The organism is Corynebacterium cystitidis (assembly GCF_900187295.1).
GTDB lineage: Bacteria > Actinomycetota > Actinomycetes > Mycobacteriales > Mycobacteriaceae > Corynebacterium > Corynebacterium cystitidis.
The window spans coordinates 2,232,860-2,247,121 of sequence record NZ_LT906473.1 but is presented as its reverse complement, the minus strand read 5'-3'; the positions used below and the strand labels follow the sequence as shown (position 1 = coordinate 2,247,121).

General features: G+C 57.3%; 11 protein-coding genes. 5 read left to right on the top strand and 6 right to left on the bottom strand.

All coding sequences use genetic code 11. The features are described 5' to 3' along the window. The first annotated feature begins 74 nt into the window (after window positions 1-74). Entirely contained in the window at window positions 75-2,621 is a 2,547-nt protein-coding gene (locus CKV99_RS10685) for a hypothetical protein (RefSeq protein WP_092260153.1), read from the top strand. Between the two features lie 47 nt (window positions 2,622-2,668). On the opposite strand, the gene CKV99_RS10680 is transcribed toward CKV99_RS10685, so the two are convergent. The 6 genes from CKV99_RS10680 to CKV99_RS10650 all read right to left on the bottom strand — a co-directional run bounded on the left by CKV99_RS10680 (window position 2,669) and on the right by CKV99_RS10650 (window position 10,029). Beyond that, the gene (locus CKV99_RS10680) at window positions 2,669-2,929 is read right to left on the bottom strand and encodes a metal-sensitive transcriptional regulator (protein WP_092260254.1); all 261 of its coding nucleotides are present in this window, start codon (window positions 2,927-2,929) and stop codon (window positions 2,669-2,671) included. A 74-nt stretch (window positions 2,930-3,003) separates the two neighbouring features. Continuing rightward, the gene (locus CKV99_RS10675) at window positions 3,004-4,629 is read right to left on the bottom strand and encodes an FAD-dependent oxidoreductase (protein ID WP_092260155.1); all 1,626 of its coding nucleotides are present in this window, start codon (window positions 4,627-4,629) and stop codon (window positions 3,004-3,006) included. A 625-nt stretch (window positions 4,630-5,254) separates the two neighbouring features. Continuing rightward, complete coding sequence (locus CKV99_RS10665; protein ID WP_092260159.1) at window positions 5,255-5,638, bottom strand: roadblock/LC7 domain-containing protein; 384 nt, start codon at window positions 5,636-5,638, stop codon at window positions 5,255-5,257. A gap of 325 nt (window positions 5,639-5,963) precedes the next feature. Further along, window positions 5,964-6,389, bottom strand: a complete 426-nt coding sequence (locus CKV99_RS10660) for a hypothetical protein (RefSeq protein ID WP_092260161.1) — start codon at window positions 6,387-6,389, stop codon at window positions 5,964-5,966. 56 nt (window positions 6,390-6,445) lie between these two features. After that, complete coding sequence (locus tag CKV99_RS10655) at window positions 6,446-8,170, bottom strand: long-chain-fatty-acid--CoA ligase (RefSeq protein WP_092260164.1); 1,725 nt, start codon at window positions 8,168-8,170, stop codon at window positions 6,446-6,448. Between the two features lie 128 nt (window positions 8,171-8,298). Further along, the gene (locus CKV99_RS10650) at window positions 8,299-10,029 is read right to left on the bottom strand and encodes a long-chain-fatty-acid--CoA ligase (protein WP_092260166.1); all 1,731 of its coding nucleotides are present in this window, start codon (window positions 10,027-10,029) and stop codon (window positions 8,299-8,301) included. Window positions 10,030-10,115: 86 nt separating this feature from the next. Between CKV99_RS10650 and mshA the strand changes: the two genes are divergently transcribed. The 4 genes from mshA (at window position 10,116) to CKV99_RS10630 (ending at window position 14,204) form a co-directional block, all read left to right on the top strand. Continuing rightward, on the top strand, window positions 10,116-11,381 hold the full coding sequence (gene mshA, locus CKV99_RS10645; RefSeq protein ID WP_092260168.1) for a D-inositol-3-phosphate glycosyltransferase: 1,266 nt from the start codon (window positions 10,116-10,118) through the stop codon (window positions 11,379-11,381). Window positions 11,382-11,484: 103 nt separating this feature from the next. Then, window positions 11,485-12,231 carry a phosphoglyceromutase gene (locus tag CKV99_RS10640; protein WP_092260170.1) on the top strand — a complete coding sequence of 249 codons (747 nt, stop codon included), beginning with the start codon at window positions 11,485-11,487 and terminating at the stop codon, window positions 12,229-12,231. A gap of 30 nt (window positions 12,232-12,261) precedes the next feature. Continuing rightward, a complete protein-coding gene (locus CKV99_RS10635; RefSeq protein WP_092260172.1) occupies window positions 12,262-13,515 on the top strand; it encodes a sensor histidine kinase in 1,254 nt (417 codons plus the stop codon). Next, window positions 13,512-14,204 (top strand): response regulator transcription factor, encoded by a 693-nt coding sequence (locus CKV99_RS10630; protein ID WP_092260174.1) that lies wholly within the window; start codon window positions 13,512-13,514, stop codon window positions 14,202-14,204. Before CKV99_RS10635 ends, CKV99_RS10630 begins: the two co-directional genes overlap by 4 nt. The last annotated feature ends 58 nt before the right edge of the window (window positions 14,205-14,262 follow it).

The following is a 14,262-nucleotide window of genomic DNA, read 5'->3' as shown; positions in this document are numbered from 1 at the left end:
AGGGAACTCTCATGTTTTGGGTGGATTGGTCTTCGGCAAGCGGGAAGCTGAGAAATTCATTATTGTAAGACGCCATGGATCTCTACGAGCTTGAACACGAATTTCTCCAGGCGACAGACGCATGGCACAGCGACGATATCTCCAACGCCACACTGATCGACGTGGGGGAGCAAATCGTCGAAAAGCTCCGTGCCATCGGTGGGCAGGATGCTGAAACACTGGCCTACCGGGTCCGCCTTGGCACTTTGCCGGCACGCAGTCTTGGCCATGGAATGTCGCATTACACTGAGCTGAAAGAGTTGTTGGCGCTCCACGAGTCTGACCCTGCGCGGTATCCAGCGCACCCGAACGCAGCGGCAGGGCAGCAGGAGCTTGTCGACGCAGACGGCAAACCCCTGCATGACCTGCTCCACGGTGAGCTGCACCAGATCGTGAACATCCCCCAGGACGTAAACGTGCCCGCTGAGACCATCATGGAGGCACTTGCACTAGCCGATCGGTATCTTTCAGACGACGAGGCACGCCACATCCGCATCACCGTGCTGCAGGTCATGGACCGCGCCGATGAGGTAGTAGGTATGCTCGGCAGCTACCTCACCCCGTATGATCAGCTCGACGACGACGCTGATCTATCACGCTGGCTGCATAAACACGACGTAGCCGCGATGGCCTACCTGGAAACCTCCAACTGGGAGTACGCCAACCTTGTGCTCGACGAGATGGCCAAGGCAGGAAGTGGCACCGGTTATATGCCAGCGGTCTGTTTTGCGGAATCGCTCATCCCGATGGCCGAGCACACCAGCCTGGAAAAATCCGTCAACCGCGCCCGCCACGTGTTGCGCAACTGCGCTGGCTGCGGCGGACTACGCGCAGCCCCCATGGTGCAAACTGCCACTTTCTTGATGTTGGGAGGGCTAAACGACAAAGCACTGGCCCTGCTGGAACAAACGGAATCCACAATTGAGCAACCAGCCACGGTGCTGAATGACTTACTGCATTTCTTCCGGGCTGCGGTCCAGATGGGTTCTGGTGACGTGCGCATGCCACGCTTTGGTTCCCCACGGTGGCAGGAGGCCGTAGGTATTGATCCACAGCGTGTTACCTGCGCCGAGCTGGCCGAGGCCTGTGCTGTCCCCGCGTATCAGCAGGCTGAGGCGTTCGATCGTCGTAACGGCACGACCACGCGGGTGGCGTTTCTCAACCGGACGCTTAGCGCACCTGCCTTGGAGCCACACTACTTTGACGAGACCTGTCTCGAAGGGCTTGCCCCGCTGGCGCAACCGCCAGCGTACCCACGGATGGACGAGGACCTCGACCCAGACGTGCAGACAATCGTCGATGTGTTCACCACTCCACGTGACGATGATGAACCCTACCCAGAACTGCCCGACTTTATGCGTGACGACGACAAGTACATGCGTCTGCGCGGCGAGATGATGGACGACGACCAACTGCGTGGCGAGGACGCAGCCCAACAATTGGCGGCCTATGCTGATGACCCTTCACTTGATCCCCGTTTGCGGTCCGTCATTGAGGTAGACCTGCTCAACGCAGCCCGCTATTTGAATCGCCCAGTTCACGCCACTGCGATGCGAGCATTGCCCACAGTGACACGGTTAAACCCACAGTTCGCGGTGATCATGGGCATGATGCTGCTGATGGGGCTGCATTCCCGCAACGAGCTTCGCACTCCCGCAGCTCAAGCCATCGGTTCCTACACTGCGGGACTGATCGCCTGCGGGTATGGCAACTTTACGGCGGGGATGCGCATGGATGCACTCCTTTCCCAAGCCGGGCGCCTCATTGAAGCAAAATCAGCCCTCGACGATGCTGCCCGCTGCCTTGCCGCCGACCCAGACGTTGTCGATGATCCCCAGGTCGCACGCATAGATATTGCCCGTAGCAGTTCCCTTGACCTCGCAGCATTGAACAACTTCGCAGAAGCTGGGGCAGAAGCGGCCCAGGCTGCGATTGTGGCGCATTCAATCGGTGACGTGGACTCCACCCAAATCCTGATCGCATACGCGGTAGACAACTACTATTATGCGGGCGAGTATCACACCGCCCTGGACTGGTACAACAGGACCCAATTGGAGACAGACCCCGCGCCGAGTGCCGAGGCACAGTTCGAGGTGTTGGCGGCGGGCTTGCGCATTGTCACCCTGATGGACAGCGAGGTCTTCGACCAGATGTGGCCCAGCCTCAGCGAGATGATCAAGCAGCCGGCGCAGCAATGGGCCGAGGCGGACGAGAATATCTTGTTCTACAACCGGCTGTCGCGCCTTGTCGACGATGTAAGTGAACCACTGGCGCGCATCGGCAAGCTCAAGGAGGCCCGCGAGTTCACCGCGTGGGTTGCTCAACATATGACTACTGCTCCCCATGTGAGTTATCAGGGCGATGCTCTGGTGCAGCAGGCCGCTATTTTTGCGTCCTCGGGGATGCACCATGAGTCAGCCCTAGTACTGGAATCACTGGTGCAACGCGCCCAAGCAGCAGGTGATCTGTCTACGGCACAGCGCGGTCATGCCGTGTTGGAGTTCTTTGCTGGTAAACATGCGCAAGCGGCGGGGTCCATCTACACTGATGCCCTCGCCGCTAACCCCATCAACCCTGCATAATCAACCTTGCATAGCCATGCCGTATGTAAGCCGCTTGGGGCAAGCGCTTACGCCAGCGACAGGAACAGCTTTTCTAGGCGCTTCTCGTCGAGGGAGTCAGCGCCCTCTTCGGCCATGCATTTCTTCATGCCCTCGGAGATCACCAAGAAGCCTGCGCGGGAGACGGCGGTAGACACCGCCGAGATCTGGGTGGCTACCTTCTCGCACTCCACGCCTTCTTCGAGCATGCGGATGACACCATCGAGTTGCCCACGGGCACGCTTCAGCCTGGTGATGGCAGCCTTGGATTCCTCTGGAGTAATATGCATACTTTTAACTGTACCGGTTACAGTACCGGTTCCTGTACCGGGTACCGCATGGTCGGTTGCGCCATCTGCTGCTTTTACTGCGCGAGCGACCACGTGAGGTAACCTCCGTCCAGATTGGCAACCTCTACATCATGGTTGCGCAATAGGCTGGTCGCGGTGTGCCCGCGCAAGCCAACTTGGCAATGCACGATGACTCGCTTATCTGCGAAGTCGCTCGCCACAAGTTCTGCGACGTTGTTGCGGAGCTGGTTGAGTGGAATATTGACGGCCCCCGGGATGTGGCCCGCAGCAAACTCAGATTCCTCGCGCACATCAATAAGTACAGCACCGCCTGCGAGCTCGTCGTTAAGCTCGTAGAACTGGATGGTCTGCTCGCCGTTGACCATATTGTCATTGATAAACCCGGCCATGTTGATCGGATCCTTCGCGCTGCCGAACTGTGGCGCGTAGGCCAACTCGAGGTCCGCCAGATCAGTGGCGGTCAGGCCTGCGCGCATGGCAGTAGCCAGGACATCGATCCGCTTATCCACACCGTTTTCACCCACGGCCTGAGCACCCAGGATCAGGTCCGTATCGGCGTCCACCACCAACTTGAGGTGGATCTGAGTCGCGCCGGGGTAGTAGCCCGCATGATCGGCTGGGTGCAGGTGGATAATACGCAGGTTCTTGCCGGCAGCCTTCGCGCGGCGTTCATTCCAGCCCACCGACGCAGCAGCCAAGCCAAACAGGCCCACAATGGAGGTGCCTAAGGTAGCGGTGCGTTGAGTGTTGCGGCCAGTGATGATATCGGCGACGAGGCGACCGTGGCGGTTCGCCGTTTGTGCCAAGGGAACCAGGGTTGCTTCGCCAAAGTTGTGGTCGCGTTTTTCGGCGGCGTCGCCCACGGCAAAAATCTTCGGGTCATTGGTGCGCTGTTGCTCATCTACTGCGATGCCACCGCGGGCACCAACCTCGAGGCCTGCCTCACGGGCGAGGTCCGAGGCGGGTTTTACGCCTACAGAAGAAATGACAAGGTCAGCGGGGATAACGGTGCCGTCGGCGAGGCGGACGGAGGTCTCGTCGATCAGCGTCGTGTCTGCGTCGGTAAGCACGCGCACCCCGTTGGCCTCAAGGTGTGTGCGAACGATGCGGGACATCTCAGTATCCAGCGGCGCCATGATTTCTGGTGCGCGCTCAATCACGGTGGTGGTGATTCCACGGTGCGTGAAGTTTTCCGCTAGTTCGAGGCCGATGAATCCACCGCCGATGATGGCGACTGTCTTTGCGCCATCGAGCTTATCGACGATCGCGTCGACATCTTCGACGGTGCGCAGCGTGAGTGCTCGCTCAATACCTTCGATGGGCAGCTCGATGGGGGTGGCCCCAGGGGAAAGGACCAGGTAGTCGTAGTGGAGCGATTCCGTCTCACCGTTGGGGGTGGTGATCGTGACGGTCTGGTTCCTGCGATCAATGCTGGTTGCGGTTGTGTTTACGCGAACATCAAGGTTGAAGCGGTCTTTCAGAGCCTGCGGGGTTTGGAGCAGAAGCTTGTCGCGGTCTTTGATAATCCCGCCTGCATAGTAGGGCAGACCGCAGTTGGCAAAGCTGACGTTGTTGGAGGCCTCGAGGACGATAATCTCCATGTCCTCGTCGTTGCGGCGCAGCCGTGTTGCGGTGGACATGCCACCGGCAACCCCGCCGACGATCACTGTGGTTGTCATAGTTTTCTGTTCTCCTGATTCATAAACGGTATTCGGTAGCGGCATTCTTTCGCGGCATTCTTTAGCGACCGAAAAGGGAAGCGAAGAAGCCTTTGGGCTGTTCGCGTGGGCAGGTGCACCACTGTCCAGTTGGCACAGTGGCCTTGACTTGGTCGACGTGTTGGCCGCATCCGGCCCAAGTGGTTTTGCTGCACTTCTTACAGGTGACTGCTCGGCACATGATGGAGAATCCTTTCTTTTGATTCCTGTGGTGGAGAGTGACTAGCCCCACCCACTATACCCCCTGGGGTATTGGATTGGTCAAGAAGGGACATGTGTTAGGTGGAAGATCGGGCATGCAACGCGAGTCGGAAAGTGTTGGCCCGCTGCGTTTAGTGCAGGGAAAACCGCAACGCCTAAACGTTATCGCAGGGCCCAACAGGTTCGGGGAAACGTATCTTGCGCACGCCTATTTTTCGGTTCTTCTCGATTTGACCGAATACATGCCTTTCTTCAGGGCAGAGAATCACTCTGGGGGTGCACGGAAACCGAAAAATATTACCCTGTGGAAGTGAAAGTGGCCACCCCAAAACCTTGTCGATAAAAGGTGGGGCGGCCGTTGTACTGGGGGTCCGGGGGGGACGCTTTAAGCAGCTTGATATTCGAATGCTGGGGCGTGGGCCATATCGATAGCATGATCGATTGCAGTAATGGGGTCTGCGTCGGGCTCAGCAACAGTAAGCAGGAAGCTCTCGGAATCGACCACGGAAATGATATGGGTCTCATTCTCGTAGCTCATCACGATGGTTTTCAGGCGTGAGGTAGAACCCAGCTTGGTCAGCGTGCGCAGCTTTTTCTTGAGCATTACAGCATAATGTCCGCCGACGAGGTCCATGTTGGAAATGGTGCTATTGCTTTGGTCGGTCAGTGCAAGACCGAGTTCCAGGTCGATGATGGCAGCGCCACGGACGCCATCAATGTCTTCTGCGACGGTGTGGGTCAAGGAATTCAAGGTGTATGGGTTGAACATAGTGCGTCCTTATCTAGGTGGGGAAGATGTAACGAAGTTCACTGTAGCCCACTGGGGCTCATGCTAACGGCAGTGACACGTGTGACAAGCGGGATTTTGTTAATTTTGTTTGTTCATTGTTTTGGGCGGGCTTTTGCGCTTCACGACGACAAATATTGCCCAGTAAACTCTGAACGCAGCGTGGGATCGATTCATCCGGTCACAATCCATGTAGCGTCATAATTCCGCTAGCAGCGGAATTACTGGGTACTGAGCCGGTGGTGCGTGCGCAGCAGATCGAATTCACTGGTATGAATGAAAAGTACGTGGCGTGGTACGGACATCCTTAGCTTTCAGACTCGTTTTGTGCAAGATCATTTTTGGTTAACGCTGCAACCTTGTAAACAACGGGAGTTCCAGTGATGGCGAGCATTACCCCTATTGCTCCTGTCGCGTTAAACAGGCCCGTCACAGCAATGAATGCAATCGACGAGAGAACCGCTGCTGCACAGCCGACTAAGACGGCCAACTGGATCGCACTAAGTGCCTTTTGCGAGTTCCACCCTAAGAGAAGGAGCACGCCTAGATACGCGAGACAGACACCTACCGCTGCGCTGAAGACGAAAATCCCAGCCGCATAAGGGAACCCTCCACCCGAAACCTGTGAGGCTTGCTCCAGTAAATCTCCTGTTTCTACCGCTGCGAAATAGCCGGTGACCAAAACGATTAACGCGCACAAAAACGCAACTACGGCGAACCCTGGACTTTTCATAAACAGTTACCTTAGTACGAAGTTGTAGTGCATCGTGGTCGTCGTCAAGCGAAAATCTATTTTTTCCTGTTCAGGAGCTTGAGCAGGTCTTCTTGCACTTCACGACGACGGATCTTGCCCAGCTGATCGCTGGCGAGCTCCTCGAAGTGGTAGAAGGTGCGCGGCACTTTGTAGCGGGTCAGCTGGTTGCGGGCGTGAGCCTTCAGCCCATCTGGGTTGAGGGCTGCGCCGTCACGCAGGGTGACACAGGCGACAACGTCTTCAGAGCCGTCCTCGCGAGGGCGCCCGACGACGGCCACGTTTTCCACATCTGGGTGAGAACGCACAGCATCTTCCACCTCGGCGGGATAAACGTTGAAGCCTCCGGTGATGATGACTTCCTTCAGGCGGGAAACAATCTTGATGAAGCCGTCTGGCTCCATGAATGCGATGTCACCGGTACGCAGCCATCCATCATGGAAGGCTTCTTCGGTGGCTTGCTGGTTATTCAAGTAGCCATCGAACACCTGCGGGCCGCGCACGAGCAGCTCGCCCTCGGTGCCGTCGGGCTGGGTCTCATCAAGGTTTTCGGGATTGGCGATGCGGATCTCAGTATCCGGGAATGGCACACCAATATAACCAGGGCGACGATTGGTGTTCATCGGGTTCCCCACGATCACCGGCGATGTTTCGGTCAAACCGTAGCCTTCCACCAGCAGCCCACCGGTCAGATCTTCCCACTCGTCCACGGTCTCCTCAGGCAAGGAAGCCGCACCGGACAACGCGTTGCGGATCCCTTTAATTTCCACGCCCTGCTGCTTTGCCGCCTCAATGATCTTGGTGTACAAGGTAGGCACACCCGGGATCCAGGTGGGGGTGTGCTTTTTCATAATGTCCATGATCAGTGGGATACGTGGTGCTGGCATGAGCACCATCTCGCCACCGATATACACCGATAGCGCACCGATCAAGGTCATGCCGTAGGCGTGGAACATGGGCAAAGCGCCCAGCATCCGTTCGTCGGATTCGCCGAGGCGTGGCACCCACGCCTCGCCCATCTTGCAATTAGCCATAATGTTGCCGTGGGTTAGCACCGCACCCTTTGGCGCGCCGGTAGTGCCGGAGGTATACAGCACCACCGCGGGGTCTTCTTTGGTGACGTTTTCGGGAAGTTCAACATCGGCAGCGCGGCCACCCATCGCGTCGGAAAGCAACGTCTTCCATGCCACGGTGTCCGGGGCTGGGCCGGAAAGCTGTGCGCGTTTGTCGCGGATCTGCGGGATCGGTAGCTTGAGTGCGAGCTGCTGGAGCCGTGGCATGGCCTCGATCATGTTGACTGACACAATGGTTTCGATCTTGGTGTCGGCGCGCATCATGTCTATAACGGGCGCGGCTTTATCCCACACGATGGCAACGCGGGCACCATGGTCTTGGAACATGCCGGTCAGCTCATGCGCTGTGTATAGCGGATTGTGCTCGACGACGACCGCACCCAACTTCAACACAGCGTAGAACGCGGCGATGTTCTGCGGGCAGTTAGGTAAAACGATGGCCACACGGTCACCGGAGCGCACGCCGAGGGCTTTCAGACCGGCAGCGGTGGCACGTACCTGCTCATCAAGTTCCTTGTAAGTCTGGGAACGGCCGAAAAACCACGTTGCAGGTTTATTCGCATTCTTCGCCAGATTCTCATTGTAGGAGTCGACTAACGTGGTATCGCCATAGTCTAAGGTGGAAGGTGTCCACTCGGCGTACTGGGAAAGCCAGGCCTTAGTCTCGAACGCGGATGCAGTCTCGGTCACGGTAATCGGCGCCTTTCTTGTGCTTTGGTGGTGCTTACTATTAGCAGACACCCAGTATTGCAGAAAAGCGCCGAACGTGAGGAATTACTCACGTATTTTGGAGGGATAATGTGTGTGAAATCTCCTCCTCACTTCTTTCTTTCCAGCAAGCGCAGCAAATCCTGCTGTACTTCACGACGACGGATCTTGCCCAACTGGTCACTAGCCAGTTCCTCAAAGTGGTAGAACGTGCGGGGCACTTTGTAGCGAGTGAGACGCTGGCGGGTGAATTCCTTCATCCCCTCTGGATCGAGAGCAGCACCGGAACGCAGCGTGACACACGCCACCACATCTTCGGAGCCGTCCTCGCGGGGGCGGCCAACAACCGCGACGTTGACAACGTCGGGGTGCTCGCGGACAACTTCTTCCACCTCGCCAGGGTAGACATTGAAACCACCGGTGATGATGACTTCCTTGAGGCGCGAAACCAGGCGGATAAAGCCGTCTTCCTCCATCACGCCTATGTCACCGGTGCGGAACCAGCCGTTGTGGAACGCCGCCTCCGTGGCCTCTGGGTTGTTCAGGTAGCCCTGAAAAACCTGGGGGCCACGCGCGAGGATTTCCCCTTCTGTGCCGTCCGGCTGAGTCTCGTCGAGGTTGTCTGGGTTGGCAATCCGGATGTCGGTGTCGGGGAAGGGGACACCGATGTAGCCGGGTCGGCGCGCCTCGCTCATCGGATTGCCAATCAAAATTGGTGCGGTCTCAGTGAGGCCGTAGCCTTCCACCAGCAGGCCACCGGTGAGCTCTTCCCACTTTTCTACGGTAGATACCGGCAGGGTCGCAGCGCCGGAAAACGCGTTGCGGATTCCCTTGATCTCAATGCCTTCCTGCTCGGCGGTTTCGCCGATCTTTTCGTAGAGCGTCGGCACGCCCGGCACCCAGGTGGGCGTGCGCTTTTTCATCACATCCATAATCAGCGGGATGCGCGGCGCCGGAAGAAGAATCATTTCGGCACCGATATAGACGGACAATGTTCCCACCATTGTCATCCCATAAGCGTGGAACAGGGGCAGGGCAGCAAGCATGCGCTCCTCATGGTCGCCGAGTTCCTTCACCCATGCTTTGCCTTGAAGCAGGTTAGCAAAAAGGTTGCCGTGGCTAAGCTCCGCACCCTTGGGAGTGCCGGTGGTTCCCGAGGTATAGAGCACAAGTGCCGGCGAATCCTTGGTGACGGATGGGGCTGACTCAATATCGTCCCCCTCGCCACCGATGGCAGAACCGATCAGGGCTTCCCACGGCACCGTGTTTGGGGCTGGCGCAGTGAGTTGGTCCCGCATATCGCGCAATTTTTTGATCGGTAACTTCAAAGCAAACTGGTTCAGCTGAGGCATAGCGTTGACCATGTTCACGCTCACGACGGTTTCCAAGTCGGTTGTCCCACGCAGTTCTTCCAGTGTTGCGGCAGACTTATCCCATGCAATGGCAACGCGGGCTCCGTGATCGTTGAACTGTTCGCGCAACTCGTGAGCGGTATAGAGCGGATTGTGCTCGACCACTGTCGCACCCAACTTCAGCACGGCATAAAACGCGGCGATGTGCTGCGGACAGTTGGGCAGCATGATCACCACGCGGTCACCAGGGCGCACACCAAAGGCTTTGAGTCCAGCAGCTGCGCGACGCACCACCTTGTCCAGCTCGCCATAGGTCTGCCGTTTTCCGAAGAACCAGGTTGCTGGCTTATCGGCGTTGATGGCCAAGTTGTTGTCGTAGATGTCCAGCAATGTTGTGTCGCCGTAGTCCAGCGAGGGCGGGGTCCACGGTGTGTAGTGCTGTAACCACACTTTTTCTTTAGCGTTCTCAGAGCCAACAGGTGCCGACATACTACAACCTCACATAATCATTTGGGCAAGCTAGCAACCGAGTATAACGGGAATAGCGCCCAAACCTTTGCTATAACATTAAACCTATGCGCGTTGCGATGATCTCCATGCACACCTCGCCGCTGGAACAACCGGGCACAGGCGATGCAGGCGGAATGAATGTGTACATCCTCAATATAGCCCGCGAACTGGCAAAACAGGGTGTCACTGTAGACGTTTTTACCCGTGCCACACGCCCCAGCCAAGGCGAAATAGTGCAGGTCAGCGAGAATTTCCGCGTGATTAATGTGGTGGCCGGGCCTTACGAAGGCCTAGGGAAAGAAGAATTACCCACCCAGCTGGCAGCATTCGCAGGCGGGATCGTGCAGTTCACCCGCAACAACGCACTGCACTATGACCTGATCCACGCCCACTACTGGCTCTCCGGCCAAGTTGGTTGGCTGCTGCGCGACCTCTGGGATATACCCCTCATCTTTACCGGCCACACGTGGGCGGCCGTGAAAAATGCGCACCGCTCGGACAGTGATTCGTCGGAAAGCGAGGCCCGACGCATCTGCGAGCAGCAACTCGTGGATAACGCGGACGTGCTCGTGGTGAACACCTACGACGAGATCGATGAGCTCTGCAACCACTACGACGTAGATCCGCAGAAAGTCGCCGTGGTTACCCCCGGGGCGAATGTGGAACTGTTCACCCCAGGCACCAACCGCAATACCGAAAACGCACGCCGAGACCTAGGCGTTCCACTGCACACAAAAGTCATCGCGTTTGTGGGTCGCCTCCAGGAGTTCAAAGGCCCGCAAGTACTGATCCGCGCCGTGGCCGAGATGATTGAGCGTAACCCAGAGCGCAACGTGCGCGTGCTGATGTGCGGTGGCGCTTCCGGCAATAACTCGTCGGTGCATTTTTACCGTGCCATGGCGCACAAGCTGGGCTTGGGTAACCGTATCCGCTTCCTTGAGCCGCGCCCGCCCGAAGAACTCGTCGCTATCTACCAGGCCGCCGACGTGGTCGCTGTGCCTAGCTATAACGAATCCTTTGGCCTCGTTGCCATTGAAGCGCAAGCCACCGGCACACCCGTGGTTGCCGCGCGCGTAGGAGGGTTGCCGATCGCGGTGGCCGACGGCAAGACAGGTTTACTCGTTGATGGGCATGACCCGCAGGCCTGGGCCGATGCTTTAGAAAGGGTGCTTGACGACGATTCCCTGCGCCACACTATGGCCGAGGCGGCAGTGGAGAGAGCGCAACAGTTTTCGTGGGAGAGGTCTGCCGAAGTAATGCGCGATGTTTATGGCAAAGCGCTGGCAGAAATCGACACTTCCGAGGCGACGCGTCGCCCAGAAGGCGCATAAGAAGCCACAACAAGCTCCTCGGCGATCTCAAAGCTGGTGAGTTGGTCGCGGCAATCGTCGTTAAGCTCAGCAAAACTGACGAGAAAGTGGCAAACTTGGAACTATGACTAACGGAAATTTAATTCTGGTCCGTCACGGCCAGTCTGAATGGAACAAGTCCAACCAGTTTACCGGCTGGGTCGATGTTGACCTAACCGAGCAGGGCGAGGCCGAGGCTGTCGCTGCAGGCAAGCTGCTCAAGGAAAAGGGCATGCTGCCAGACGTGGTGTACACCTCACTGCTGCGTCGCGCGATCCGCACCGCAAACATCAGCCTCAACGCGGCTGACCGTCACTGGATTCCAGTGGTGCGCAATTGGCGCCTCAACGAACGCCACTACGGCAAGCTGCAAGGCCTCAACAAGACCGAGATCCGCGACGAGTTCGGCGAAGAGCAGTTCATGACCTGGCGCCGTTCCTACGACACCCCACCACCAGAGATCGACACCGACAACCAGTACGCGCAGACCGACGACGCACGCTACGGGTTCCTGCCAGAGGTGCCACGCACTGAGTGTTTGAAGGACGTTGTGGAGCGCTTCGTGCCCTACCTGATCGACGAGATCCTGCCACGCGCACGGAAGGGCGAAAACGTTATGCTGGCAGCACACGGCAACTCCCTGCGCGCGCTGGTGAAGTACCTAGACAATATCTCTGACGACGAGATCGCAGGCCTGAACATCCCCACTGGCCAGCCCTTGGTCTACGAAATCACCCCAGAGGGCAAGGTTGCTAACCCAGGTGGAACCTACCTGGACCCAGAGGCAGCGGCAGCAGGTGCCGCAGCCGTGGCAAACCAAGGCTCCAAGTAAACCGCTGTACTTAAGCCTTGACTGAGAGCCTTGACTGAGCTGCTTTTCTTTCTCCTCGGTGCCACGCTCACTGTGATCTCCTTTCCGGTAGTCCGGTGGGTGCGACGTCGGCGTGACCAGGCCCGAAATTCGGCGAGTCTGCAGGACAATCGGGTCACCACCGTCAGCCAAGTCCTTCACCTGGCAATCCAGGGATCCCCGACTGGGATTACGGTGGTGGACCGCTCCGGCGAAGTGATCTTGTCGAATTCCCGCGCCCACGAAATGGCGATCGTGCATGACCGCACCTTAAACCCCGAGGTGTGGAAAGTGGGCCAAGAGGTTTTCGACGACCTGGAAACTCGCACACTGGACTTGGAGATTCCACGACGCTCCACCGGTAACCGGGTGTCCGACGTGCAGGCGGTGGTGAAGCCGTTGACTTTGGTAGATAACTACTTCATCATCGTGTACGGCACGGATGAATCAGAAAATGTGCGGATGGAATCTGCACGTCGCGATTTCGTAGCCAACGTCTCGCACGAACTTAAAACACCTGTCGGTGGTATGTCCCTTCTTGCGGAGGCACTGCTGCAGGACCCAGATGACCCTGAGATGGTGACCTACTTCGGCGAGAAGCTGGTGAAAGAATCCCAGCGCATGTCCAACATGATTACTGAACTGATCAGTTTGTCCAAGCTGCAGGGCGCTGAAGCGTTGCCGGAGATGTGTCCGGTGAAAGTGGACGACATTATTGATGAAGCCATTACCCGAAACCAAGTGGCGGCGGATAACCTCGGGATTGAGCTAACTCGTAGTGAACCAACGGGGGTAATGGTGAACGGCGATCGCTCCATGTTGGTGATGGCGGTGTCCAACCTGATCTCAAATGCGGTGAACTACTCGCCGAAATCCCAGCCGGTCAGCATTACCCAGAAGGTAGTGCGAGAATCGGTAGTCCTGATTCGGGTCACCGACCGTGGTATTGGCATCGAGCCGGAGAATCAAAAGCGTGTTTTCGAGCGTTTTTTCCGCGTCGACAAGGCCCGATCACGCTCGACCGGGGGAACGGGGCTAGGTCTGGCTATCGTTAAGCATGTGGTGGCCAACCACAGCGGTAATATTAAGTTATGGTCTCGTCCTGGCACGGGATCCACTTTTACAATTGAACTTCCCATGTATATTCCTGAACCCGAACCTGAATTTTTGGATGTGCAGGAAGACGATGATCAGGCAGCATCGCCCACGTTGCGTGAGGCAGTCACTCGCGTGACCACGCGTCGGAAAGAAAAGGAGAAGCAATGACGACGACCATCCTCATCGTGGAAGACGAGGAATCGCTTGCGGATCCGCTTGCATATTTGCTGCGGAAGGAAGGTTTCGAGGCGATTGTTGCCCCCGACGGACCAACCGCACTTGACGAGTTCAACGCCAACGAGGTCGATCTAGTCCTGCTCGACCTCATGCTGCCCGGCATGTCAGGCACCGACGTGTGCAAGCAGCTGCGCGCTGTGTCCCAGGTGCCCATCATCATGGTCACCGCACGCGATTCTGAGATCGACAAGGTTGTTGGCCTAGAACTTGGTGCTGACGACTACGTGACCAAGCCTTATTCCTCCCGCGAACTCATCGCCAGGATTCGCGCTGTGTTGCGCCGCGGCCCGGATGCGGAGGGCGAAGAGATCTTTGAGGAGCAGATCCTCGAAGGTGGCAGGGTAAAGATGGACGTTGAGCGGCACACGGTGCTTGTCGACGGCCAGCCTGTCCCCATGCCACTGAAAGAGTTCGACCTGTTGGAGTACCTATTGCGCAACGCCGGGCGGGTGCTTACTCGGGGTCAGCTCATCGACCGCATTTGGGGAGCAGATTATGTAGGGGACACCAAAACGTTAGACGTCCACGTAAAGCGCTTGCGTTCCAAGATTGAAGCAGAACCGTCTCGCCCGAAACAACTGATAACTGTGCGTGGTTTGGGCTACAAGTTCGAAGCATAGGCCGATAAGGCATAGAATATGAAGGACAAGAATTAATGAACCAGAAATGACTTGTTTT

Coding starts and splice junctions, on each gene's coding strand:
- CKV99_RS10685 (WP_092260153.1), top strand. CDS start 75: ATGGATCTCTACGAGCTTGAACACGAATTTCTCCAGGCGACAGACGCA.
- CKV99_RS10675 (WP_092260155.1), bottom strand. CDS start 4,629: ATGACAACCACAGTGATCGTCGGCGGGGTTGCCGGTGGCATGTCCACC.
- CKV99_RS10665 (WP_092260159.1), bottom strand. CDS start 5,638: ATGTTCAACCCATACACCTTGAATTCCTTGACCCACACCGTCGCAGAA.
- CKV99_RS10680 (WP_092260254.1), bottom strand. CDS start 2,929: ATGCATATTACTCCAGAGGAATCCAAGGCTGCCATCACCAGGCTGAAG.
- CKV99_RS10630 (WP_092260174.1), top strand. CDS start 13,512: ATGACGACGACCATCCTCATCGTGGAAGACGAGGAATCGCTTGCGGAT.
- CKV99_RS10650 (WP_092260166.1), bottom strand. CDS start 10,029: ATGTCGGCACCTGTTGGCTCTGAGAACGCTAAAGAAAAAGTGTGGTTA.
- mshA (WP_092260168.1), top strand. CDS start 10,116: ATGCGCGTTGCGATGATCTCCATGCACACCTCGCCGCTGGAACAACCG.
- CKV99_RS10660 (WP_092260161.1), bottom strand. CDS start 6,389: ATGAAAAGTCCAGGGTTCGCCGTAGTTGCGTTTTTGTGCGCGTTAATC.
- CKV99_RS10640 (WP_092260170.1), top strand. CDS start 11,485: ATGACTAACGGAAATTTAATTCTGGTCCGTCACGGCCAGTCTGAATGG.